The organism is Bradyrhizobium genosp. SA-4 str. CB756 (genome assembly GCF_000473125.1).
GTDB classification, from domain to species: domain Bacteria; phylum Pseudomonadota; class Alphaproteobacteria; order Rhizobiales; family Xanthobacteraceae; genus Bradyrhizobium; species Bradyrhizobium arachidis.
Genome location: NZ_KI421499.1, coordinates 9615671 through 9638239, shown reverse-complemented (window position 1 = coordinate 9638239; position 22569 = coordinate 9615671). Strand labels below are relative to the sequence as shown.

Below are 22569 nucleotides of genomic sequence, written 5' to 3'. Positions count from 1 at the left end.
CTTTTGCCTCAACGCTGCGTCAGCAATTCCTCGATCCTGATCGGGAAGCGACGCACGCGCACGCCCGTCGCATGCCAGACCGCATTGGCAACCGCGCCGGCGCTGCCGGTAATGCCGATCTCGCCGACACCCTTGATGCCGAGCGCATTGACGTGCGGATCGTGTTCCTCGACCGTGATCACGTCGAGCGGCGGCACGTCGGCATTCACGGGGATGTGGTACTCGCCGAGATTAGCGTTCATGATCCGCCCGCTGCGGCGATCGGTGATGGCCTCCTCGTGCAGCGCGAAGGACATGCCCCAGATCATGCCGCCGAACAGCTGGCTCTTCACCAGATGCGGATTGACGATGCGCCCCGCCGCGAAGGCGCCGACCATGCGGGTGACGCGGACCTGGCCGAGCTCGGGATCGACCTTCACCTCCGCGAACACCGCGCCGTGGGCATGCATCGCATATTCCTGCATCGCCGCAGGGTTCGGCGCGCCCGTGCCGCGGGCCTCGACCTCGGCGACGCCGGCACGCGCCAGGATCTCGGCATAGCTCTCGCTGCGGCTCTCGTCGTCGCGACGGACCAGTCTGCCATCGCGCGCGATCACGCCGGCATTGCCAGCGCCGAACAGCGGCGAGCGCTCGTCGCCGGTCGCGAGATCAGCGAGCTTTGCGATCACGGCTGCGCCGGCGCTGTGGATCGCAGCACCTGCGGTCGCCGTGTGCGCCGAGCCGCCGGCGATACCGGCATCGGGCAGATCGGATGTACCGGCCTTGAAGTCGACACGGTCGATGTCGAGGCCGACCGCATCAGCCGCGATCTGGGCAAGCGCCGTCCAGGCGCCCTGCCCCATGTCATGCGCGCCGATCTCCATGGCACCTGAGCCGTCGCGGCGGATCACCGCGCGCGCCTCGGCCTGGAACATCAGCGCCGGAAAGGTCGCGGTGCCCATGCCCCAGCCGACCAGCAGGCCGGCATCGTCGCGCATCTGCCGCGGCTGAAGCGAGCGCTTCGACCAGCCGAAGCGCGCCGCGCCCTGCTCGTAGCAGGCCCGCAGCGCCTTCGAGGAGAAGGGTCGTCCCGTCATCGGCTCGACCTCGGCATAGTTTTTCAGGCGGAAGGCGAGCGGATCCATGCCGCAGGCCCAAGCCATCTCGTCGATCGCGCTTTCGAGCGCGATCGAGCCGGTCGCCTCCCCTGGCGCGCGCATGAACAGCGGCGTGCCGGTGTTGACGCGCACGGCGTCATGCGAAGTGCGGATCGCCGGCGCCGCGTAGAGCGTGTGCGAGGCATCAGCCGCGGGCTCGTAGAAATCGTCGAACGTGCTCGACACGGTCCGCGCATGATGATCGAGTGCGGTCAGGAGCCCCTCGCCGTCGGTGCCGATGCGCAGGCGCTGGCGCGTCGGCGCGCGATGGCCGACCGGGCCGTACATCTGCTCACGGCGCAGCACCAGCTTGACCGGCTTGCCGACGAGCTTGGCCGCCATGATGCCGAGGACCGGGGGACCGGCCATCAGCCCCTTGGAGCCGAAGCCGCCGCCAAGGAACGGGCTGCGGATGTGGATCTTGTCATGCGCAATGCCGAACAGCTCGGCAACGCGCGCCAGCGACAGCATCAGGCCCTGCGTCGGCATGTCGATCCGGAGATTGTCGCCGTCCCAGTGCGCGACGATCGCGTGCGGCTCCATCGCGTTGTGATATTGCGGCGGCGTCTCGTAGATCGCGTCGATCTGCTTCTCCGCCGCGGCAAGCCCCGCCTCGACATCGCCGCGGTGGCTTTCCGTGGGATTGCCGACGCCGACGACCGGCGGGACGTAACTTTCGCCGGCATCGAGGCCGACCAGCGCGGGCAGCGTCTCGTAACGCGGCGCCAGCAATGCGGCGCCTTCGGTGGCAGCTTCCAGCGTTTCCGCGATCACGACGGCGATCGGCTGGTTGGCGTAGCGGACCTCATTGCTCTGCAACACCTCCATCCGGAACACGAATGGATTGGTCTTGATCTCCGGATCGATTGCGAGCTCAGGCTTGTGGTCTGGCGTCATGACATCGACCACGCCGGGATGGCGCTTTGCGGCAGCGACATCGAGCGAGGTGACCCGGCCATGCGCGATGCTGGCGACCGCCATCACCGCGAACAGCATCCCCGGCGGGTGGTTGTCGGCGGCATAAGTGGCACGGCCCGTGACCTTGAGCATGCCGTCGCGGCGGGTCAGCGGCTGGCCGATGTTCGAGCCGTGGCGGAGATGAGCGGGCGCGCTGGTGAGATTGAGCTCAGGCATGGACGGCTCCGGACATGGAGGCAAAGGGAGAGGCCGGCAGTGCGGGAATACGCGCGGGCGTACCGGCAGCGGCGAGGGTCAGCGCGCGCACGACGATGCGGCGCGCAAGCTCGATCTTGAAGGCGTTGTCGCCAGACGGCTTTGCGTCGGTGAGCGCGCGCCAAGCGGCTTCCTGGAAAGCGTCGGCCGTGGGTGCGACGCCCTTGAGCACATCCTCCGCCGCGCGGGCGCGCCAGGGCTTTGCGGCGACACCGCCGAGCGCTAGCCGCGCTTCGGCGATCTTGCCGTTCTCGATCCGCAACGCAGAAGCGGCCGAGACCACGGCAAAGGCGTAAGACGTACGCTCGCGGACCTTGAGGTAGCGCGCATGGGCGGCAAAGCCGCGCGCCGCAGGCGGCAAACGAACGGCGACGATGAGATCGCCGGGTTCGAGAGCGGATTCACGCTCGGGCGTGTTGCCGGGCAGGCGATGCAACTCGTCGAGCGCGATCTCGCGACGACCGTTCCTACCCTCGATCTCGACGACGGCGTCAAGCGCGACCAGCGGCACGCAGAAATCGGACGGGTGCGTAGCGATGCAGCTCTCGCTCCAGCCGAGCACGGCGTGGCCGCGGTTCTCGCCATCGCGGGCATCGCAGCCGGACCCGGCCTCGCGCTTGTTGCAGCGGCTAGCGGTGTCGTAGAAATACGCACAGCGCGTCCGTTGCAGCAGATTGCCGCCGACGGTCGCGGCATTCCGCAATTGAGCCGATGCGCCGGAGAGCAGCGCTTCCGCCACTGCGGGATACGACCGCGCGAATTCCGCGTCGTGCGCGAGATCGGCGTTACTCGCGAGCGCGCCGATGCGCAACGATCCGTCGGAAAGACGCTCGATCTGATCGAGCCCGTCGAGATGCGTGACGTCGACCAGGCGATCCGGCCGGCTGACGCCGCCCTTCATCAGATCGAGCAGATTGGTGCCGGCGGCGAGATAAACAGCGCCCGGCTGGGCGGCCGCAGCGACGGCTTCGGTGACCGTGGCCGGCCTGATATAATCGAACTGTTTCATGCGGAGCGCCTCTGGTTGGTTTCATCCATGCCGGCCTGCGCCTCCAGCACGGCATCGACGATGCCGGCATAGGCACCGCAGCGGCACAGATTGCCGCTCATGCATTCGCGGATGCGCTCGGGATCGTTGCCGGCCTGCGCCTCCTGCATCATGCCGATTGCGCTCATGATCTGGCCAGGCGTGCAGAAGCCGCACTGGAATCCGTCATGGGCGATGAAGGCGGCTTGCACCGGATGAAGCTGGTCGCCACGCGCGACACCTTCGATGGTGAGGATGTCGGCGCCGTCATGGCTGATGGCGAGCGCGAGGCAGGAATTGATGCGCTTGCCGTCGACGAGAATGGTGCAGGCGCCGCACTGGCCGCGGTCGCATCCCTTCTTGGTGCCGGTGAGATGGAGGCGCTCACGCAGGAGATCGAGCAGCGTGACGCGCGGATCGTCGAGGACGAAGTCGCGCCGCGCACCGTTCACGGTGAGGCTGATGGAGTGGTTCATACAAGGCTCCGATCAGATATGGACATGAGTCATCGGCCAGCGCGCCACCGCCGTGGCCGCCGTCGATATCGCGTGGGCCGGGCGGAACCCGGCCAACATCAGCGAAGATACGGAGGCACCCTCCGCTTAACAAGGGCTGCGCAAAAATATTTGGAAATCGTCAAAAGCCCATGCGCATACAACGCGATGCGGCCAGCTAAGGGTTCAATCTAACCAATTCGTGATCTACATTGCCTGATATGGACGACCATACCGACCACACCCGCAAGCCCCGCGCCGATGCCGTGCGCAATCGCGAGCGCGTGCTCGAGGCTGCAAAGGTCGTCTTCAATGCAGGCGGTCCTGAGGCGAGCCTGGAGGCCGTGGCCAAGCGCGCCGGCGTCGGGATCGGCACGCTCTACCGGCATTTCCCGACGCGCGAGGATTTGTTCGAGGCGGTGTACCGGCGCGAGGTCGAGCAGCTCAGCGAGCTTGCCGAGCAGTTGAAGAATGCCAAGGATCCGGTCGATGCGCTCAGGCGCTGGCTGCGCTCAGGTGTCGAATTCGTCGCCACCAAGAAGGGCATGGTGGCAGCCTTGGCGCTTGCGGTCCAAAGCGGTTCCGAGCTGCACGCCTTCTCGTTCGATCGGCTGACGAAGGCCATCGGCTCGCTGCTCGACCGCGCAGTCGCTGCCGGCGAGATGCGCGCTGATATCAGTCCCGAGGATTTGCTGCGCGCGTTCTTCGGCATGTGCTACATGCACGACCAGCCGGGCTGGCAATCGTCGGTACTGCGGATGCTCGACGTGTTCGTCGACGGGCTGCGGGTGCAGACGGCCGCCAAGGCCAGGGCGCGCACGGCCAAGCCCGCGAAGCCCGCAGTGAAACGGAAGCGATAGCACGCCCGTATTTCCTGGAGGTCGTGCTAGGATCGGCACCGCCGGGATTTCAACGCGGAGCCTGTCATGCGCATCGCCGCCTTGCTGGTCGCTCTCACTTTTGCTCTTCACGCCGTCCCAGCGCTGGCCGGCGATGTCGTCTCGACGGCGCAGGGCGTCATCCGCGCCCAGGAGCAGGCCTTTGCGCGCGACGATGCGGCCGCGGCCTATTCCCACGCCGCGCCGGCGATCAAGGAGATTTTTCCGGCACCCGACATCTTCATGTCGATGGTGCAGAACGGCTACGCACCGGTCTACCGGCACAAGAGCTTTGAGTTCGGCGAGAGCAAGAGCGAGGGCAACTGGATCGCCCAGCACGTCCATATCGTCGATGCCAATGGCGAGGCCTGGGAGGCGCTCTACACGCTCGAGCAGCAGGCCGACGGCAGCTACAAGATCACAGGCTGTTCGCTGCTGAAGGTTGGACAGGAAGCTTAGGTCGCGAAGCCCGGATCGGCCTTCGTCGCGCTCATCCGCGAGCGGATCAGCAGCAGCACGACGATGCCGATATTGAGCGCGTTCCAGGCGACGCCGTTGGCGAAGGCCGCGCCGTAGGATCCGGTGGCATCGAAGATGACGCCCGACACCCAGCCGCCAAAGGACATGCCGAACACCGAGGCGAAGATCACGATGCCGACACGGGTTGCGGCTTCGCTCGCCGGCATCGCCTCGCGCACGATGATGGCGTAGCTCGGCACGATGCCGCCCTGGAACAGGCCGAACATCGCCGAGATGATGTAGAGGGAGGCGAGGCTGTCGAAGAACAGGTAGAACACCAGCGCAAAGCCTTGCGCCAGCGACCCCACCAGCAGCGTGCGGATGCCGCCGATCTTGTCGGCGAGATAGCCGGATCCGATGCGGCTGACGATGCCGCAGGCCATCATCAGCGACAGCATCTCGGCACCACGCGCCACGCCATAGCCGAGGTCGCCGCAATAGGCGACGATATGGACCTGCGGCATCGCCATGGCGACGCAGCAGGAGATGCTGGCAATCGAGAGCAGCACGGTCAGCGTGTTGGTCGAGAGCTTGAGGTCGACCCGCGGCGGAGGTGCCTTGGCGTGGTCATGGACCGTGTCATTGCCCATCTGCGCGCGCAGGACCAGAACCAGGATGGTCATCAGGCCCACGCAGACGAGCCCGATGCCGATATGGGTGGTGCGCCAGCCGATCGTCTGCATGCCCCAGTTCACGAGCGGCGGCCACATCGTGCCGGCGACATAATTGCCGCTGGCGACGATGGTCACGGCCAGGCCGCGATAGCGCTCGAACCAGTGCGAGGCCTCCGCCATCAGCGGTGCGAAGGTCGCGGACGTGCCGAGCCCGATCAGGAAATAGGCCGCGACGAACTGCCAGAGCTGGGTCGAGAGCCCCGCGAGCGTGTTGGCGACGCCGAGGAAGGCGATGCTGATCGCCATCGCCGGGACGATACCGAACCTGTCGGTGATCTTGCCCGCGATCACGCCGCCGAGCCCGAAACCGAACATCATCACGGTAAAGGCCAGCGACACCGCGCCGCGCGTGGCGGCGAACTCGGCCTGCACTGCGGGAATCATCACCACGATCGCCCACATGCCGACGCCCCCGATCGAGCCGATCACGAGCGCGAGCAGCAGTCGTACCCAGGCCTGACGGGAATCGGGAGTGAAAGAAGGCGGTCTTTGTTCTGGATGATTTGGCGCGTGCACGGCGCGGACCATGTTCGCTGAACGCCTCGCGGTCAAGCATCGTGCCGCGATAATGGGCATGCGCGGTGCACTGCGGTAAGAAGGAGCTTGGCGAAATCGCGCTTTGCCATTAGTTTGCAACATGCGTGTGCAACATTGCCGCGCGAAGAGCATGTCGGCGGAATGTTGTTGCAATTGACACGATCGATGCGGATCAGGGTGGGGCGCCTCATTGCCCTCGCCTATCTGTTCTGCGTGCTCGCGCCGGCAGCCGCCCTTGCCTGGGGCAGTGGTCCAGCGCCATGCCTCGACGACGCGCGTCTTGCCGACCTCGTTCCGGCACATCACCAGATGGCCGCGAATCATGCGCACGGCGACGTGTCGCATGATCACGCAGGACCGCACGCGCATCACCAGACCGCCGCACAGGACGCACCCGCGTCGCATCATCATGACGGCAAGGGCAAGGCTGGCCCGTGCTGCGCGATGATGTGCGTGAGCGCGCTGCCGGCCGATCTGCCCGACGTCGCAAAGCCGCTTCAGCCCGTCTCCGCCTGCGCGCCCGAGATCGTGGCCAGCCTGCACAGCGCAGCGCCGCCCCGGCACTACCGCCCTCCCATCGCCTGATCTGACACGCGACGACGTCAGGCCGCGCGCATCCGCGCGCGCGGACCTGTGGTCTCCAGACAGATCAGGAATAATTCATGCTTACGCTTTCCGGGGCGAGATCCGCCGCCGCATCCGCGGCGCGTGGAGGACACTTTCTATTCAATTGGCCATTGCTGGCCTTGGCTGCATTGACGCTGTCCGGCTGCGTACCGGCAACGACGCAAATTGCGAGCGCGGATCCCGCCGATCCCGCGGCAAAGGTCGCGCGCGCCGGCTATCGGTCGACGATCGCGCCCTACACCAGCCTGCGGCCGGCGGCGCCGGCCCCATGGCGCGAGCACAACGACCGCGCCGCGCCACAGCCGAAGCAAGACCGGTAGGAGCGCGCCATGGCACACCATTTTGCGCGAAGCCTGCTCGCTGTTGCCGCCTTCGGTCTCTCCGGCTGCGCCGCGTTCTCGCCCGACAGCGGCATGAGCACGGTCTCGGAGCTGACGAGCCAGACCATCAACAAGGACGTCGCCTTCGTGCGCACGGCGGAGGGAGCCGGTGCGGTCGACGCGCGCGTTCGCCAGCTGCTGTCGCGGACGCTCAGCGCAGACGCGGCCGTTCAGATCGCGCTGCTCAACAACAAGGGGCTGCAAGCCGCCTATAACGAGCTGGCGCTGGCCGAGACCGACCTAGTCGAGCAGAGTTTGCCGCCCAATCCCGTGTTCTCGGTCTCGCGCATCTCGGGCAATGGCGCCAGCGAGATCGAGCGCCAGGTGGTCGGCGACATCCTCGCGCTCGCCACCCTGCCGTTCCGCTCCGACATCGCCCGCGAACGTTTTCGTCAGGCGCAACTGCGCGCGGCGCTGGCGACGCTGCGGCTCGCCGCTGACGTGCGCCGCGCTTACATCGGCGCAGTCGCCGGCAACGAGATGGTGGTGCTGCTCACCGACGCGAAGGCGACGGCGGAATCGACCGCGCAGCTTGCCGTGAAACTCGGCGAGACCGGCTCGCTCAACAAGCTCGACCAGGCCCGCGAGCAGGTGTTTTACGCCGAGACGACGGCCGACCTCGCCACCGCGCGGCAGGCAGCGACGAGCGCACGCGAAAGGCTGGCGCGGCTGATGGGGCTGTGGGACGGCGGCCTCGATTTCCGCCTGCCCAATCAGTTGCCGCCGCTGCCGCGCCGGCCACAAGCGCTGCCCTCGATCGAAGCCGATGCGGTGTCCCATCGCATCGACTTGCAGATCGCGCGGCTGGAGCTGGCGGCGCTGGCGAAATCGCTGAACCTCACTGAGGCAACCCGCTTCGTCACGCTGCTCGATCTCGCCGGCATCTCCCGCCGCACCCAGGATCCGGAAGGGCCGCCGTTCCGCGAGCGCGGCTTCGATGTGCAGTTCCAGATCCCGATCTTCGACGGCGGCGAGGTGCGCGTGCGGCAGGCGGCAGAGACCTACAATTTCGCCTTCAACCGCCTGACCGAGCGCGCCGTGAACGTCCGCTCGGAAGCGCGCGACGCTTATCGCGTCTATCGCTCCAGCTACGACATCGCCAGCCACTACCAGCGCGAGATCCTCCCGTTGCGAAAGATCATCACCGAGGAGATGCAGCTGCGCTTCTCCAGCATGCAGGTCGACATCTTCGCGCTGCTGACCGAGGCGCGGCAGCGCCTGGCCTCGCTGCGCGGCGCGATCGACGCCAGGCAGAGATTCTTCCTCGCCCAGTCCGAGCTGCAGACCGCCGTCAATGGCGGCGGCGTGCCCGCATCCGGCGGCGAGACTTCAACCACCTTCGCCGCGGCAGCGCCTGCCGATGGCGGCCACTGAGATGGAGACCAGCATGTTTTCCCGCCGAGGATTTTTGGGCACGGCCGCGCTCGCCAGCGCATCCGTCGTCAGCGGCCGCGTGCAGGCGGCCTCGATTCCGGAAGCCCCGCACATGGACAAGGTGGTGATGCAGCCGCCGCTGCACCCCATCAGCGGGCCAGATTATCGCCCCGTGGTCACGCTGAACGGTTGGTCGCTGCCGTTCCGCATGAACGGCGACTGGAAGGAATTCCATCTCGTCGCCGAGCCCGTGGTGCGCGAATTCGCCGAAGGCATGAAGGTGAATCTGTGGGGCTATAACGGCCAGTCGCCGGGCCCGACCATCGAGGCGGTCGAAGGCGACAAGGTCCGCATCTTCGTCACCAACCGCCTGCCCGAATACACCAGTGTGCACTGGCACGGCATGATCATCCCGAGCGGCATGGACGGTGTCGGCGGCCTGACCCAGCCGCACATCCAGCCGGGGAAGACCTTCGTCTACGAGTTCGAGATGAAGAAGAGCGGCACCTTCATGTACCACCCGCATTCCGACGAGATGGTGCAGATGGCGATGGGCATGATGGGCATGGTCGTGGTGCACCCGCGCGACCAACGCTTCCGGCCCGTCGACCGCGACTTCGTGTTCGTGATGAGCACCTATCGCGTCGATCCCGGCACCTACCTGCCGCAGGTCAACGAGATGACCGATTTCAACATGTGGACCTGGAATGCGCGGGTGTTTCCCGGCATCGATCCCTTGCCGGTACGGCTCGGCGACAAGGTGCGCGTGCGCATCGGCAATCTCAGCATGACCAACCATCCGATCCATCTGCACGGCCACAGCTTTGCGGTGACCTGCACCGACGGCGGCTGGATTCCCGAGAGCGCGCAATATCCGGAGACGACCACCGACGTCCCGGTCGGTGCGATCAGAGTGTTCGACGTGCTCGCCGACAATCCCGGCGACTGGGCATTTCATTGCCACAAGTCGCATCACACCATGAATGCGATGGGCCACGACATGCGCAACCTGATCGGCGTGTCGCGCAAGGACCTTGCGAAGGCCGTCGGCAAGCTCGCGCCGGATGCGATGGTGATGGGCCAATCCGGCATGGCGATGGGCAACATGGAGATGCCGGCGCCCGACAACACGCTGCCGATGATGTCAGGCACCGGCCAGTTCGGCCCGATCGAGATGGGCGGCATGTTCACGGTGATGAAGATCCGCGAGGACCTTGCGCGTGACGATTATCGCGATCCCGGCCCCTATCAATTCCCCAAAGGCACCGTCGCCTACGAGGTCGCAGCACCAGCCACGGAGCCGGCGAGGCAACCCGGCGCGCCCGCGCACAAGATGAAGATGTGAAGATTTCGATGAACCATCAACTGGAGAACAAGATGAAGACGATCAAACTCGCTCTCGCGCTGGCTGCGCTGTCGATCGCGCCGGCCTTTGCCCATGAGCAGCACGGGCACGAGTCCTTTTCGGCCGGGGAGCCCGGCAATCCCAAAAAGCCCGCGCGCACCATCGAGATCCTGATGAACGAGATGGACTACACGCCCGCCAAGATCGAGGTCAAACGCGGCGAGCAGATCCGCTTCGTGCTGCGCAATGTCGGCAAGGAGGACCATGAATTCCTGCTCGCCACTACCAAGGAAAATCTCGCGCATGCCGAGGTGATGAAGAAGCATCCGCACATGGAGCACGACGATCCCAACGGCGTGCGCCTCGCACCGAGCAAGACCGCCGAGATCCTCTGGAAATTCAGCAAGGCCGGCACGTTCGAATTTTCCTGCCTCATTCCCGACCACCGCAACTACGGCATGGTCGGCCACGTCACCGTGAAGTAACGCGAAGGAAGACTCCCATGAACCGCATCATCCGCATCGCCGCAGCGCTGGCGCTGACCGTCGGTCTTGCCACTGAAGTCTTTTCTTCTGGAGCCCTGGCGGCCGGCGCCGCCATCAGCGGCGAGGTCAAGAAGATCGACGAGGGCGCCGGCAAGATCACGCTCAAGCACGGCCCCGCCAGGAGCCTCGGCATGGAGGAGCCCATGACCATGGTCTACCGCGTCAAGGACGCCACGATGCTCAAGCAGGTGAAGGTCGGCGACAAGGTGACCTTCGAGGCCGAGGAAGCGGCGGCCGGGTACACCGTGACGAAGATGGAGAAGGCGAAGTAGGGGCACTTTGGTCATTCCGGGGCGCGCGCAGCGCGAGCCCGGAATCCATTTATCCACTGGCTCCGCTGCACAATGGATTCCGGGCTCGCCCTTCGGGCGCCCTGGAATGACACCCCCCGGCCCCCGAATCCCCCCTGCCCAGACCTCCTGCCGCACCCTCCGTTAACCCTTTGCTAACCATACACCGGGCAAAAATTGCCGGGTGAAGTCGAGTGTCGTCGGCCGCGTTAGAACGGGGGATCCCCTGTGGACGCCAGTGCGGTGCCTCACTTTCGGAACGGCGGCCCCTCGGCCGCCGCGCAGACGTTTGGGGCGCGCGGCCGGCAGTCGCGCGGGGAGGCAGCTACCATGGTCGACGTCACCGCGGGTCAAGGCGTAGGCGCAGCCAAGCCCGGCATCCCCTCCCTCAACGAGATCGTCAGCATCCTCAAGCGCGGCGACATCGCGCTCGCGCTCGGCATCCTCACCATCCTGGTGGTGCTGATCCTCCCCCTGCCCGCGATCGTGCTGGACCTGTTCCTGGCGATCTCGATCACGCTCTCGATCCTGATCCTGATGACCTCGCTGTTCATCCAGGCGCCTCTCGAATTCTCGGCCTTCCCGACCATCCTCCTGATCTCGACCATGCTGCGCCTCTCGCTCAACATGGCCTCGACCCGCCTGATCCTGTCGCATGGGCACGAGGGCACGGATGCCGCCGGTCACGTCATCGAAGCCTTCGGCAGCTTCGTGATGGGCGGCAATTTCGTCATCGGCATCATCGTCTTCGCCATCCTGATCATCGTCAATTTCGTCGTCATCACCAAGGGTTCGGGCCGTATCGCCGAAGTCGCCGCCCGCTTCCACCTCGACGCCATGCCCGGCAAGCAGATGGCGATCGACGCCGACCTCTCCGCCGGCCTGATCGACGAGAAGGTCGCCAAGCAGCGCCGCAAGGAGCTGGAGGACGAGAGCGGATTCTTCGGCGCCATGGACGGTGCCTCCAAATTCGTCCGCGGCGATGCCATCGCCGGCCTCCTGATCGTCTTCATCAACGTCGTCGGCGGCATGATCATCGGCGTCGCGCAGCAGGGCCTCTCCTTCGCCGACGCCGGGCGCAGCTACACGCTGCTGACCGTCGGCGACGGCCTCGTCACCCAGGTGCCGGCGCTGATCGTCTCGACCGCGGCGGGCCTGCTCGTGTCCAAGGCCGGCGTCTCCGGCGCCGCCGACAAGGCGCTGATGAAGCAGTTCTCCGGTTATCCGCAGGCGCTGGCGATGTCCTCGGCAGTCATGCTGGTGCTGGCGGCCCTGCCGGGCATCCCGACCATCCCCTTCCTCGCGCTCGGCGCCGGCGCCGGCGCGCTGGCCTGGCACGCCCGCAACCACAAGCGCACCACCGTCAAGGCCGAGGAAGCTGCCAAGGCCGCTCCTGCGGCAGGTCAGCCTGGCGCGCCGGGAACCGCTGCGGCCGAGGAGCCGATCTCCGCTGCGCTGAAGATCGACGACCTCAAGATCGAGCTCGGCTACGCCCTCTTGCCGCTCGTCAACGGGCCTGACGGCACCGACCGCCTCACCGAGCAGATCAAGGCGCTGCGCCGCTCGCTGGCGATCGAGATGGGCTTCGTGATGCCGGCGGTGCGCATCCTCGACAACGTCCAGCTCGAAGCCAACACCTACATCATCAAGATCAAAGAGGTCGACGCCGGCAGCGGCAAGATCTGGCCGAACCAGTTCATGGTCATGGACCCCGGCGGCAGCCAGGTTCAGGTGCCCGGCATCCACACCACCGAGCCGACCTTCGGCCTGCCCGCGACCTGGGTCGACGCCAGCCTCAAGGAAGAAGCCTCGCTCAAGGGCTACACCGTCGTCGACGCCGCGACCGTGCTCTCGACCCATCTCACCGAGCTGCTCAAGGCCAACATGTCGGACCTGCTCTCCTATGGCGAGGTGCAGAAGCTGCTCAAGGAGCTGCCGAAGGAGCAGAGCGAGCTGGTCAAGGACATCGTGCCGGGACAGGTCACCGTGTCCGGCATCCAGCGCGTGCTGCAGCTGCTGCTGGCCGAGCGCATCTCCATCCGCGACCTCTCGACCATCCTCGAAGGCATCGCCGACTCGCTCGCCTTCTCGCGCAATCCCGCGACCATGGTCGAGCACGTCCGCGCCCGCCTGGCGCGCCAGATCTGCGCGCAAAACACCTCCTACAACGGTTATCTGCCGCTGATCGCGCTGTCGGCGAAGTGGGAGCAGGCGTTCGCCGAATCCATCATCGGCCAGGGCGAGGAGCGCAGCCTCGCGATGCAGCCCTCGAAACTGTCGGAGTTCATGACGGCCGTGCGCGAGGCGTTCGAGCGCGCCGCCCGCGAAGGCGAGGCTCCGGTGCTGGTCACCTCTGCGGCAATTCGTCCGTTCGTACGTTCCCTGGTCGAGCGGTTCCGGGCCCAGACGACCGTGCTGTCGCAGGCTGAAATCCACCCCAGGGCGAGGTTGAAAACGGTCGGAAGCATCTGATTTGCCTTAAGAAGCCGTGTGTTTTTCGGCCACAGGCAAATGGTTTTTGAGTTCCTGGCGCCTTGTCGACCAACGGCCGGAAAGGCGTCAGGCGAGCACATTACATCTTTGAAATAATTATATAATCGAACGATCCTGCGTCGTTTTTGATCGCGATCTTTCACGTCCTTTCACGCTCTTGTGATGGCCTCTTGGGAACGAATCCCACCAATACTACGTTGTTGGGCACCGGAAGCATGAACCTGCCTTAAACGGCCGGCGACTACTTCGGGTAGATGGCGGCAGGAGGCTTCCATGAACCACTCGATCTACAGCGCCGATCGCTCGACCCACTTGAAGATTGTGGTCATGGCCCTCGTCGCAGGGATCGCGGTGGCAGGCCTCGGCATCACGGCACGCTCGGGTTCTGATGAAGGTCTGACCCAGACGGCCCGCGTCATCAAGGCCGGCAAGCCGGTCGTTATCACCAGCTCGAACGCATCCCTCGTTCGATAAGGAGATCTGACGAGTTTTTTGAATTCACGCGGCTCTTTACCAGCCCCCCAAAGTCACCGCGTGGATATGTAGACGACCCCAACCCCAAGTCGACTACAGAAAGCGCCCGCCCCCCACGGGCGCTTTCTCATGTCTGGGTCCTGTTTACGTTGCGAATGAAGCGCGGATGCTCCTCCACAAACTCGGCTGTCATTCCCCGCGAAAGCGGGGAATCCAGTACGCCGTGGCTTCTCGGCTCAAGCAAAGTCTCTGGAATACTGGATCGCCCGCCCCAGTGCGCAATTGCGCACAAGGCGGGCGATGACGGTGAGTTGAGGCTTGGGCGTAGCCCCAACTACCGCGCCCCGTAGGTCGGCGGCGGCGCCTGCACCGTCGGCGCAGCGGCTGCGAACAGCTCGTCCTTGCTGCCCGAGAGCGGCGGATAGATCCGCTTGCAGTTGATGGTCTTCTTGGTCGCCTTCGCTGCTGCACCTGTCGTCTGCACCTCCCGGTCCCAGCCCTCGGTGTAGAGCGCGCCCCAGCCGCCGAGATCGAGCACGGTCACGTACCAGTCGATCCGCAGCGGCAGCATCGGCCGGCCCGCAAGATCGGCCACGATATTGTGGCCGGCGAAACGGCCCATCGGCCGTGCGAACTGGCAGGACATCACGGTCGGATGCAAGCCATCGACGACGCTGGAGGCGACATCGCCGGCCGCGAACACGCCGCCGACATCCGCAACCCGCATGAAGGGATCGACCAGGAGGCGCCCGAGGCGGTCGCGCGCGTCCGGAAAGCTCGCCGCGAGACGGCTTGCACGCATCCCGGCGCACCAGATCACCGTCTGCGTCGGGATGAACTCGCCCGAGCTCAGGTGCATGCCGGCGGCCTCGACCGATGCGACACGCACGCCGAGCCGCGTCTCGACCTCGAGCGAGGCCAGCGCGGTCTCAATGACGGGACGCGCATGCGCTCCGATGGTGGCGCCGACAGTCGGATTGGAATCGACCAGGATGATACGGCGACTGCCGGTGATACCCGCTCGCGCCAGCCGGTCCGGCATCTCGGCCGCGACCTCGATGCCGGTGAAGCCGGCGCCGACCACCACGACCGTCGAGCGACCCGGCGACGGCGCGCTGTGTCCGAGCGAGGCGAGATGCTCCTCGAGATTGAGCGCCGCAGCATAGGTATCGACGTCGAACGCATGCTCGGCGAGGCCCGGAATGTCGGGCCGCATCACCTCGCTGCCGAGCGCCAGCACCAGGCGGTCGTATCTCAGCGTCTCATCGCCGCGGTCGGTGACCAGCGAAATCTCACGCCGTGCCGGATCGATGGTCTCGACCTCACCGATGCCGTGACTGACGCCGATCGGATCGAGCAGTTGCGGCAGCGGGATGGCGACCTCGGAAAGATCGGCCTCGTAATTGCGCACGCGGATGTTGTGATAGGGATTGCGGTCAATGAGGCGGATCTCGATGTCGCTGACAGCATCGATCTCCTCGCGCATGCGCGCAGCACCGATGGCCGCCCACAGGCCTGCAAACCCGGCGCCGAGCACGACGATACGCGCCATCTCCGCCTACTACGCTTTCCCAAGGATTCCTACGGTCTGCCCGCACAGGCAGATATAGCGCATTCGCCCCGGCCGACCAACTGCGGCAGCACCGCGCCCGCTGCACAAAAACGTGGCTCAGGCCTCGCGCAATTCCGACGGCGTCGCGCCAAAGCGCTTGCGGAAGGCGCGGTTGAAATAGGACAGATCGGAGAAGCCCGAGGAGTGCGCGATGTCGCTGATCTTGCGCGCCCTGGCGCGAGGATCGCCGAGCAGCTTGCGCGCCTGCAACAGGCGCTGCTCCAGCACGAACTCGGTGAAGGTGGTGCCGGCCTGCTCGAACAGGCGTTGCGCCTGGCGCGGGCTAAGCCCCGAGCGCGTTGCGATCTCGGACAGGCAGAGATCGTTGCGGCCGAGCGCGGCCATCACGTCGGCGCGCATGAGATCGAGACGCGCCGCGGCATGTCCGCGCCCGCGGGCAAGGCTTGCATGCTCGGCATCGGTGCCGAGCAAGAGGCCAACGAGATCGACCATGTGCTGCGCGGTCAGGCGCTGGCCGACGGCGTCGAGATGCGGCGCGTGATGGGCGGCAAGCGCGTGATAGCGGAAGATGGTCTCGGCCACCGCACCATCGGAGAGCACTTGCGACAGCTTCTCCTCCGCGCGCGGATTGATGTCGAGCAGCGCGCGGCGCGGCATGCGGATGGTGGTGAAGCGGTCCTCGTCGGTGTGGCCGACGGTGCCGGTGACGCTCATGTCGACCAGCACCATCTGCGCCGGCGCAAGCTCGACGGTATGGCCGTTCTGCCCAACCCGGACGAGGCCCGCATGGGCCGATATCAGCACGAGGTCGTTGCTGCCGTCGGCAAGATGGCTCTGCGAGCGCGTGTATTGCGCGGAGGCACCTTCGGGAATGGCGAGCGCGATATTGTCGACCACGCTGATCTGGAGCCGGCAATCGATGCTGTCGCCGTGGCTCGGCCCGATATCGAGGCCGCAGGGACCGAAGGCCCGCTCGCGCCAATGCTCGAAGGCCGGACCGTGCGGCAGTCCTGAATATTGGTGGACGAAGATGCCCGGCGTCCTTGCTGCATCCATCTGATTTCCTGCCCCTCTCCGGCATCATGATCGGCGACGCCGACTGCAAATTCCGGGCATTTGACGCCCAGAATTGCGGGGAGGTTCAAATCGGGGCCGGATTTGGCGAGATTTGTCGGAATGCGACGGCGGGATGGACCGTGGCGACAGGAACCAGCTCAGTCGCTTACTTCTTCGCGGGGGCCTGCGGCTGGGACGGCGGCACGGTCTCGATCAGCTTGCCGGAAAACACCGGCGCGGAGGTCGGCTGTCCCGTCGGCGAGCCGCCGGCCTGCTCGACGGTGACGGCGTAGGTGGCGCCGCTGACGACGTCGGCATCATAGGAGCCGAGCACCGGACGCGCCGTGAAATCGCCAGAGCTGATCACGCCGAGCGAGCGCGGGCGCGGCAGCTTGTCGGAGATCAGCCAGAGCTCGAAACTCTTCCCGGGCTCCGGCGTCGCGCCGACCTTGCGCACCGTGAAATTCCGCGTCGCGCCGTCGATGGTGAGAATGAAGGCCGGGCCGCCGCCCTGGCCCTGCAACAGCGCCACATATTGCGCAGAGGCGGCGAGCGGCGCTGCCGGCGTCTTCACCTCCACGGTCTGGATGCGCGGTGCGGGACGCAACGCACCCGGCAGCGCGTCGGGCCGGAAGATCTGGAGTGACAGCGTCACCAGCAGCGCGGCCGCAAGCGCACCGACGGCGGACGCGATGCCGCGCCAGCGCTTCACGCGACCCTCGAGATAAATCACGTTCGTGTCGTCGACGATCGGCACCTGCTGCACGCGCACGACGTCGGGATCGGGCGCGTGGACCTGCGGCATGAAGACCGGCGCGATGTCGCCAATCGCATCAGGTGAAGTCCGCATCGTCTCGGGCTGCTCTGCCTCGGCAGGCTGCGGCTCTGGCTCCGGCGTCTGCTCCGACGGCAAGTCCGGCGGCGCGGTTTCGACCGGCGGAGGTGGCGGCGGCGGCACGACTGCGGACGGGGCCGGCGGCTCCTGCGCAAGCGCCGTGCGCGCGATCTCGGACCTGATGTTCTCCCACACGATCGGACGCGGCTCGATATTGCCGACCATCTGGTTGAGCACGCCGAGCCGGTAAGACCAGGCCTGCACGATGTCGGCGAACGCCCTGTCCACCGCCATCATGGTCTCGACCTGCGCGCGCTCCTCGGCATCGAGCGTACCGAGCGCATATTCCGCAGCGAGCGCGATATGGTCCTCAGTGTAGGCCATCAATTGCAGTCCAGACCCAACCTCAGAGTGCAAGATCTCATAATCCGAGGCACTCCCGGATATCCAACATGCTGCGCCGCAGCCACGTCTTCACCGTGTTGACGGGCGCGGCGAACTTCTCCGCCAGCTGCTCGCGGCTCCAGCCGTTGTAATAGGCGAGAAGGACGAGCCTCTGACGATCCGGCTCGAGCCGGCCGACGCATTCCAAAAGCCGCTTCAACTCCTCGGTCATCTCCCGCCGCGCCAGCGGATCGGGACTGTCGGCCGCAACCTCCATCGCCTGAGGCTCTTCCTCGATGGAGACTTCGGACTTCTTGCGGACGATGTCGATGGCGCGGTTGCGCGCGATCGACGCCATCCACGTGATCGGCGACGACAAGGCCGGATTGAACTGGGCGGCACCGTTCCAGATCTTGACGTAGGTCTCCTGAATGACCTCCTCTGCGAGATCCTGTCGGCGCAAGATACGGAGCACGACGCCATAAAGTTTCGCCCGCGTGGCGGCGTAGAGACGCTCGAACGCGGCCTGGTCGCCCTTTGCCACCGCCTCGATCAGCCCGACCAGCTCTGCTGGCGTCAGCATTCAGTCCCCCAAACGCGCACGGCTCCGCCACTTTTCGCGCAGGCCCTGGCACTCCGCTACCATAGCGCGCGGCAAAGCCGACCACCAAGGGGGCGCGGCGCCACACTGTGGACAGCAAACGCAAAAACCCGGACCTTGCGGTCCGGGTTTCGCGAATTTCTCGGCAGGTTTGCGCTGGCGCCTTTAGGCGACGGCCCCGATTCGGGCGCGCATCAGGCCGATGCTGTCGAGGTCGGCCTGCTCGCGGGCGTTCTCCTCGGCGCGTTCGCGGGCCTGGTCGCGCTCGTCGAGCAGCTCGACCTTCTTCAGCTCCTCGAAGGCTTCGGCCAGCGCGGCCTTGGCTTCGTCGAGCTGGCCCTTGAGCTCGTCGGCCGAGCGGGTCAGGTTCTCGCGGCGCTGGATCGCGGCCTTGGCATAGGTCGGGTAGGCGAAATGCGAGGGATCGTTGATCCCGGCGCGCTCCTGCTCGGTCTGGATCTCGCGTTCGAGATCGACCGACATCCGCTGGAAGTCGGCGATCATGGTCTCGATCTGGGTGACCCGGCGGCGCTTCTCGTCGACCTGAAACTTCTTCAGGCGGATGAGGGTATCTCGTGACTTCATCGACTCGTACTCCCCAGAAGTCCCCTAGCTGCGCGTGGGACAACACCGGTCTCCCCACAGGCCCAATTTGGGCCAAGACCGGCTCTACTACTCTGTGGGGTCGGATGATGACGCGACAAAGTTAGCGTTCCGTTTCCAAATTCCCGAGGATCTGTGCCAACTGGCGATAGCCGTCGGCCAGTGATGCATTTTCGTCCTTGCGCTGGCGCAGGAAGGCCTCCAGCGGCTCGTGCAGGCGGATCGCCTCGTCGACCTCGGGGCTGGAGCCGGCGCGGTAGGCGCCGAGCCGGATCAACTCCTCCATGTCGGCATAGGTCGCCATCACCTGCCGCGCCCGCTGGATGGTCGGCCAGAACTGCGGGTCGGCCGATTTCGGCATGGTGCGGGAGACGGATTTGAGGATGTTGATCGCGGGGTAGCGGCCGCGCTCGGCGATCGAGCGCTGCATCACGATATGGCCGTCGAGGATGCCGCGCACCGCGTCCGCAATCGGCTCGTTATGGTCGTCGCCGTCGACCAGCACCGTGAAGATCGCGGTGATGGCACCCTCGCCGAGGCCCGGTCCGGCCCGTTCCAGCAGCTTCGGCAGCTCGGTGAAGACGGTCGGCGTGTAGCCCTTGGCGGTCGGCGGCTCGCCGGCGGAGAGGCCGATCTCGCGCTGCGCCATGGCAAAGCGCGTCACCGAGTCCATCAGGCAGAGGACATCCTTGTCCTCATCGCGGAAATATTCGGCGACCGCGAGGGTCAGATACGCCGCCTGTCGCCGCATCAGCGCCGGCTCGTCGGAGGTCGCGACCACGACGACGGAGCGCGCGAGGCCCTCCTCGCCGAGATCGTCCTGCAAGAACTCCTGCACCTCGCGGCCTCGCTCGCCGATCAGCCCGATGACGCTGACCGCGGCATCGACGTTGCGTGCGAGCATCGAGAGCAGCACCGATTTGCCGACGCCGGAGCCGGCGAAGATGCCCATGCGCTGGCCGCGGCAGCAGGTAAGGAAGGTGTTCATCGCGCGCACGCCGAGATCGAGCGGGCTGCCGACGCGTTTGCGCGAATGCGCCGGCGGCGGCGAATTGCGGTACGGCATCGGCGAGGAACCTTGCGGCAGCGGCCCCTTGCCGTCGATCGGCTCGCCCAGCGCATTGACGACGCGGCCGAGCCAGGCCGACGACGGCCGCACTTGATTTGCGGCATTGGCGATCACCGCCTTGCAGCCGCGGCGCACGCCATCGAGTCCCGCGAACGGCATCACGACAGCGTTGTTGCCGGAGAAGCCGATCACCTCGCAGGGAATGGAGCGATTGGCGCCGGTCTCGATCACGAGCCGCGCGCCGACCGACATCGCATGAATGGGTCCGGCGACCTCGACCATCAGGCCGCGCACGCCGACGACGCGGCCATAAATGTTGACGCCGTCGATGTCACCGATCTGTTCGGCAAGAGCCTTCATCAGGTGTGCGCCTTCATGATTTGGCCCTCACCGTGGAAACCTTAAGTTTCGCCATATTTCTGAACGGCGCTTAACTTCGTGTTTACCCGCATCATTAATCATTGCGTCACTGTCTTTGTGACTGAGCGTGACTCCCCTTCAGAAGAAGGCTGAGTCGCGGGAGTCGGTTAGCGCCGTCTCTTAAAGTGGAGCTTGAACGGGATCGGGTGACGAAAGCTGCTTCTCGCGCAACACCTTAGGGCGATTCGAGAAAAATTGCACCGGGGGGACTTGCGTTCCAGAATCAGGATTTGTTAACCATCTGTTGTCAGGATCCGAATCAGTTGTTCAAAGGCGTTTTGTTGAGTGCCGCGAATGCGGCCGACCTGACGCCCAGGAGCGGCGACTATGGGGAACTGGCATGCGCGTTTTGCTGATTGAAGATGACAGCGCCGTCGCGCAGTCGATCGAGCTGATGCTGAAGTCTGAGAGCTTCAACGTCTACACGACCGATTTGGGGGAAGAAGGCGTCGATCTCGGTAAGTTATACGATTACGACATTATTCTCCTCGACCTCAACCTGCCCGACATGTCCGGTTACGACGTGCTCAAGCAGCTGCGGGTCTCCAAGATCAAGACACCGATTCTGATCCTCTCCGGCCTCGCCGGCATCGAGGACAAGGTCAAGGGTCTCGGCGTCGGCGCCGACGACTACATGACCAAGCCCTTCCACAAGGACGAGCTGGTGGCCCGCATCCACGCGATCGTGCGCCGCTCCAAGGGTCACGCCCAGTCGGTCATCCAGACCGGCGACCTCGTCGTCAACCTCGACACCAAGACGGTGGAAGTCGGCGGCCAGCGCGTGCATCTGACCGGCAAGGAATATCAGATGCTGGAGCTGCTCTCGCTCCGCAAGGGCACGACCCTCACCAAGGAAATGTTCCTCAACCATCTCTATGGCGGCATGGACGAGCCCGAGCTGAAGATCATCGACGTCTTCATCTGCAAGCTCCGCAAGAAGCTCGCCAACGCCTCCGAAGGCCGCAACTTCATCGAGACCGTGTGGGGCCGCGGCTACGTGCTGCGCGAGCCGCACGAGGCCGACGAGCGCATCCCGGCCTGATCCCTAAGTTTACGTCGCGGGCCCATCGGGGCTCGCTCCTCCCAGCCTGGACCCCGCCGCAAATGGCGGGGTTTTGTTTTTTGGGGACAGGAGAGCCGCTTCGTCGCTCCCCCGGCATTGAACCGCTATCCTCCCGCCGCCGACGAATGGTCGCTGCATGATGGGGGAACGATGATCCTGCAATCACTCGCCGGCCTGCCCGCCTTCTTGGTCTATTTCTGCACCGGCCTGATCGCCATCGTGGCCTATCTGTTCGTCTACACCCGCATCACCCCGCACAATGAGTTCCAGCTGATCCGCGACAACGAGCCGGCCGCGGCGATCGCGCTCGGCCTCAGCCTGCTCGGCTTCGTCGCGCCGCTGATCAGCGCGATCGCGCATTCGGCCAATGTTCTGGACTGCATGGTCTGGGCGATCATCGCGCTGATCGTGCAGATCATCGTGCTGTTTCTCGTCAAGGTGCCGGTGCCGAACCTGTCGGCGCGGATCGCCGCCGGTGAGCTTGCGCCCGCGATCTGGCTCGGGCTGTCCTCGCTCGCCGCTGGCCTCCTGAACGCCGCCTGCATGATCTACTGAGATGGCGGACAAACCCACCAAAAAGGATTTCGGCAAGCGCCGGCCGCCCGCTGAGCCGCCGCCTCCGCAGCCGCCGGTGAAGCGCTCCGGCCATGTCGCGCTGCTGGTGATGGGCACGATCGCGGTCGGCACCACCGCCTACACGCTGATGCCGCACCAGACCTGCGAGCCCTCGCCCGGAGCCGTGCCGGGGCAGACGACCATGACGTGCAGCACCAGCAGCAGCAGTTCGTCAGGCGGCAGCGGCGGCTCGCGCTGGTCGTCGCGATCGAGCTTCTTCAGCAGCGACTCCTCGAGCCATTCCTCGTCGGGATCGTCGTCAGACTCTGGCTCCAGTAGCGTGAGCCGCGGCGGCTTCGGCTCGTTCGGCCATGGTTTTTCGGGCGGCGGCTGAAGCGCGAGGTTTTGAATTCAACGCCGCGCGCCGCTCTGCTTTAAGTCGCG

23 protein-coding genes are annotated in these 22569 nt (G+C 65.7%); 13 read left to right on the top strand and 10 right to left on the bottom strand.

The genetic code is table 11. The features are described 5' to 3' along the window. Nucleotides 1–8 precede the first annotated feature (8 nt). From BRAGE_RS0146700 to BRAGE_RS0146690, 3 genes are read right to left on the bottom strand one after another with little or no spacing between them, the layout of a single operon-like run. Entirely contained in the window at nt 9–2270 is a 2262-nt protein-coding gene (locus BRAGE_RS0146700; protein ID WP_027562565.1) for a xanthine dehydrogenase family protein molybdopterin-binding subunit, read from the bottom strand. After that, the gene (locus BRAGE_RS0146695) at nt 2263–3318 is read right to left on the bottom strand and encodes an FAD binding domain-containing protein (RefSeq protein ID WP_027562564.1); all 1056 of its coding nucleotides are present in this window, start codon (nt 3316–3318) and stop codon (nt 2263–2265) included. The genes BRAGE_RS0146700 and BRAGE_RS0146695 overlap by 8 nt, the downstream gene beginning before the upstream one ends. Continuing rightward, nucleotides 3315–3812: a (2Fe-2S)-binding protein gene (locus BRAGE_RS0146690; RefSeq protein WP_027562563.1), complete on the bottom strand. Its 498-nt coding sequence runs from the start codon at nt 3810–3812 to the stop codon at nt 3315–3317. The genes BRAGE_RS0146695 and BRAGE_RS0146690 overlap by 4 nt, the downstream gene beginning before the upstream one ends. 239 nt (nt 3813–4051) lie before the next feature. Here BRAGE_RS0146690 and BRAGE_RS0146685 point away from each other — a divergent pair, with 239 nt between their 5' ends. Then, nucleotides 4052–4690, top strand: coding sequence for a TetR/AcrR family transcriptional regulator (locus BRAGE_RS0146685; protein WP_027562562.1), 639 nt, complete (start codon nt 4052–4054; stop codon nt 4688–4690). A 66-nt stretch (nt 4691–4756) separates the two neighbouring features. Beyond that, nucleotides 4757–5167 (top strand): DUF4864 domain-containing protein, encoded by a 411-nt coding sequence (locus BRAGE_RS0146680; RefSeq protein WP_027562561.1) that lies wholly within the window; start codon nt 4757–4759, stop codon nt 5165–5167. Here BRAGE_RS0146680 and BRAGE_RS0146675 read toward each other — a convergent pair. Next, nucleotides 5164–6429 carry an MFS transporter gene (locus BRAGE_RS0146675; RefSeq protein ID WP_027562560.1) on the bottom strand — a complete coding sequence of 422 codons (1266 nt, stop codon included), beginning with the start codon at nt 6427–6429 and terminating at the stop codon, nt 5164–5166. The genes BRAGE_RS0146680 and BRAGE_RS0146675 overlap by 4 nt on opposite strands. Nucleotides 6430–6504: 75 nt before the next feature. Between BRAGE_RS0146675 and BRAGE_RS0146670 the strand changes: the two genes are divergently transcribed. The 8 genes from BRAGE_RS0146670 (at nt 6505) to BRAGE_RS0146635 (ending at nt 13966) form a co-directional block, all read left to right on the top strand. Beyond that, nucleotides 6505–7023 (top strand): hypothetical protein, encoded by a 519-nt coding sequence (locus tag BRAGE_RS0146670; RefSeq protein WP_231164126.1) that lies wholly within the window; start codon nt 6505–6507, stop codon nt 7021–7023. Between the two features lie 77 nt (nt 7024–7100). Next, the gene (locus tag BRAGE_RS0146665) at nt 7101–7385 is read left to right on the top strand and encodes a hypothetical protein (RefSeq protein WP_027562558.1); all 285 of its coding nucleotides are present in this window, start codon (nt 7101–7103) and stop codon (nt 7383–7385) included. A 9-nt stretch (nt 7386–7394) separates the two neighbouring features. After that, a complete protein-coding gene (locus tag BRAGE_RS0146660; protein ID WP_027562557.1) occupies nt 7395–8819 on the top strand; it encodes a TolC family protein in 1425 nt (474 codons plus the stop codon). A 13-nt stretch (nt 8820–8832) separates the two neighbouring features. Further along, nucleotides 8833–10164: a copper oxidase gene (locus tag BRAGE_RS0146655; protein WP_027562556.1), complete on the top strand. Its 1332-nt coding sequence runs from the start codon at nt 8833–8835 to the stop codon at nt 10162–10164. Nucleotides 10165–10196: 32 nt separating this feature from the next. After that, nucleotides 10197–10649, top strand: a complete 453-nt coding sequence (locus BRAGE_RS0146650; RefSeq protein ID WP_027562555.1) for a cupredoxin domain-containing protein — start codon at nt 10197–10199, stop codon at nt 10647–10649. 17 nt (nt 10650–10666) lie between these two features. After that, nucleotides 10667–10981, top strand: coding sequence for a copper-binding protein (locus BRAGE_RS0146645; protein WP_027562554.1), 315 nt, complete (start codon nt 10667–10669; stop codon nt 10979–10981). 348 nt (nt 10982–11329) lie between these two features. Next, nucleotides 11330–13471, top strand: a complete 2142-nt coding sequence (gene flhA, locus BRAGE_RS0146640) for a flagellar biosynthesis protein FlhA (RefSeq protein ID WP_027562553.1) — start codon at nt 11330–11332, stop codon at nt 13469–13471. A gap of 294 nt (nt 13472–13765) precedes the next feature. Further along, nucleotides 13766–13966 (top strand): hypothetical protein, encoded by a 201-nt coding sequence (locus BRAGE_RS0146635; protein ID WP_027562552.1) that lies wholly within the window; start codon nt 13766–13768, stop codon nt 13964–13966. Between the two features lie 334 nt (nt 13967–14300). Here the strand turns inward: BRAGE_RS0146635 and BRAGE_RS0146630 are convergent, their stop codons facing one another. The 6 genes from BRAGE_RS0146630 to fliI form a co-directional block, all read right to left on the bottom strand. After that, nucleotides 14301–15518 (bottom strand): NAD(P)/FAD-dependent oxidoreductase, encoded by a 1218-nt coding sequence (locus tag BRAGE_RS0146630; protein WP_027562551.1) that lies wholly within the window; start codon nt 15516–15518, stop codon nt 14301–14303. Nucleotides 15519–15635: 117 nt separating this feature from the next. Then, nucleotides 15636–16595 carry a helix-turn-helix transcriptional regulator gene (locus BRAGE_RS0146625; RefSeq protein ID WP_027562550.1) on the bottom strand — a complete coding sequence of 320 codons (960 nt, stop codon included), beginning with the start codon at nt 16593–16595 and terminating at the stop codon, nt 15636–15638. A gap of 166 nt (nt 16596–16761) precedes the next feature. Then, nucleotides 16762–17814, bottom strand: a complete 1053-nt coding sequence (locus BRAGE_RS0146620) for an anti-sigma factor (protein WP_027562549.1) — start codon at nt 17812–17814, stop codon at nt 16762–16764. 37 nt (nt 17815–17851) lie between these two features. After that, nucleotides 17852–18397, bottom strand: a complete 546-nt coding sequence (locus BRAGE_RS0146615; RefSeq protein WP_027562548.1) for a sigma-70 family RNA polymerase sigma factor — start codon at nt 18395–18397, stop codon at nt 17852–17854. Between the two features lie 183 nt (nt 18398–18580). Next, complete coding sequence (gene fliJ / locus BRAGE_RS0146610; protein WP_011084990.1) at nt 18581–19000, bottom strand: flagellar export protein FliJ; 420 nt, start codon at nt 18998–19000, stop codon at nt 18581–18583. A 121-nt stretch (nt 19001–19121) separates the two neighbouring features. After that, nucleotides 19122–20447, bottom strand: a complete 1326-nt coding sequence (gene fliI, locus BRAGE_RS0146605; RefSeq protein WP_027562547.1) for a flagellar protein export ATPase FliI — start codon at nt 20445–20447, stop codon at nt 19122–19124. 400 nt (nt 20448–20847) lie between these two features. On the opposite strand from fliI, the gene ctrA reads away from it, so the two are divergent. The 3 genes from ctrA to BRAGE_RS0146590 all read left to right on the top strand — a co-directional run bounded on the left by ctrA (nt 20848) and on the right by BRAGE_RS0146590 (nt 22519). Continuing rightward, entirely contained in the window at nt 20848–21549 is a 702-nt protein-coding gene (ctrA, locus tag BRAGE_RS0146600) for a response regulator transcription factor CtrA (protein WP_016848562.1), read from the top strand. A 171-nt stretch (nt 21550–21720) separates the two neighbouring features. Next, entirely contained in the window at nt 21721–22125 is a 405-nt protein-coding gene (locus BRAGE_RS0146595) for a DUF350 domain-containing protein (RefSeq protein ID WP_027562546.1), read from the top strand. A gap of 1 nt (nt 22126) precedes the next feature. After that, complete coding sequence (locus BRAGE_RS0146590; RefSeq protein ID WP_027562545.1) at nt 22127–22519, top strand: hypothetical protein; 393 nt, start codon at nt 22127–22129, stop codon at nt 22517–22519. The last annotated feature ends 50 nt before the right edge of the window (nt 22520–22569 follow it).

Excerpts from the sequence above, each read along its gene's own strand:
- BRAGE_RS0146680 (WP_027562561.1), top strand. The coding sequence starts at position 4,757 with ATGCGCATCGCCGCCTTGCTGGTCGCTCTCACTTTTGCTCTTCACGCC.
- BRAGE_RS0146695 (WP_027562564.1), bottom strand. The coding sequence starts at position 3,318 with ATGAAACAGTTCGATTATATCAGGCCGGCCACGGTCACCGAAGCCGTC.
- BRAGE_RS0146675 (WP_027562560.1), bottom strand. The coding sequence starts at position 6,429 with ATGGTCCGCGCCGTGCACGCGCCAAATCATCCAGAACAAAGACCGCCT.
- BRAGE_RS0146590 (WP_027562545.1), top strand. The coding sequence starts at position 22,127 with ATGGCGGACAAACCCACCAAAAAGGATTTCGGCAAGCGCCGGCCGCCC.
- BRAGE_RS0146645 (WP_027562554.1), top strand. The coding sequence starts at position 10,667 with ATGAACCGCATCATCCGCATCGCCGCAGCGCTGGCGCTGACCGTCGGT.
- flhA (WP_027562553.1), top strand. The coding sequence starts at position 11,330 with ATGGTCGACGTCACCGCGGGTCAAGGCGTAGGCGCAGCCAAGCCCGGC.
- BRAGE_RS0146655 (WP_027562556.1), top strand. The coding sequence starts at position 8,833 with ATGTTTTCCCGCCGAGGATTTTTGGGCACGGCCGCGCTCGCCAGCGCA.
- BRAGE_RS0146615 (WP_027562548.1), bottom strand. The coding sequence starts at position 18,397 with ATGCTGACGCCAGCAGAGCTGGTCGGGCTGATCGAGGCGGTGGCAAAG.
- BRAGE_RS0146635 (WP_027562552.1), top strand. The coding sequence starts at position 13,766 with ATGAACCACTCGATCTACAGCGCCGATCGCTCGACCCACTTGAAGATT.
- BRAGE_RS0146595 (WP_027562546.1), top strand. The coding sequence starts at position 21,721 with ATGATCCTGCAATCACTCGCCGGCCTGCCCGCCTTCTTGGTCTATTTC.
- fliJ (WP_011084990.1), bottom strand. The coding sequence starts at position 19,000 with ATGAAGTCACGAGATACCCTCATCCGCCTGAAGAAGTTTCAGGTCGAC.
- BRAGE_RS0146650 (WP_027562555.1), top strand. The coding sequence starts at position 10,197 with ATGAAGACGATCAAACTCGCTCTCGCGCTGGCTGCGCTGTCGATCGCG.
- BRAGE_RS0146625 (WP_027562550.1), bottom strand. The coding sequence starts at position 16,595 with ATGGATGCAGCAAGGACGCCGGGCATCTTCGTCCACCAATATTCAGGA.
- BRAGE_RS0146690 (WP_027562563.1), bottom strand. The coding sequence starts at position 3,812 with ATGAACCACTCCATCAGCCTCACCGTGAACGGTGCGCGGCGCGACTTC.
- BRAGE_RS0146620 (WP_027562549.1), bottom strand. The coding sequence starts at position 17,814 with ATGGCCTACACTGAGGACCATATCGCGCTCGCTGCGGAATATGCGCTC.
- BRAGE_RS0146660 (WP_027562557.1), top strand. The coding sequence starts at position 7,395 with ATGGCACACCATTTTGCGCGAAGCCTGCTCGCTGTTGCCGCCTTCGGT.
- fliI (WP_027562547.1), bottom strand. The coding sequence starts at position 20,447 with ATGAAGGCTCTTGCCGAACAGATCGGTGACATCGACGGCGTCAACATT.
- BRAGE_RS0146700 (WP_027562565.1), bottom strand. The coding sequence starts at position 2,270 with ATGCCTGAGCTCAATCTCACCAGCGCGCCCGCTCATCTCCGCCACGGC.
- BRAGE_RS0146665 (WP_027562558.1), top strand. The coding sequence starts at position 7,101 with ATGCTTACGCTTTCCGGGGCGAGATCCGCCGCCGCATCCGCGGCGCGT.
- BRAGE_RS0146630 (WP_027562551.1), bottom strand. The coding sequence starts at position 15,518 with ATGGCGCGTATCGTCGTGCTCGGCGCCGGGTTTGCAGGCCTGTGGGCG.
- BRAGE_RS0146685 (WP_027562562.1), top strand. The coding sequence starts at position 4,052 with ATGGACGACCATACCGACCACACCCGCAAGCCCCGCGCCGATGCCGTG.
- ctrA (WP_016848562.1), top strand. The coding sequence starts at position 20,848 with ATGCGCGTTTTGCTGATTGAAGATGACAGCGCCGTCGCGCAGTCGATC.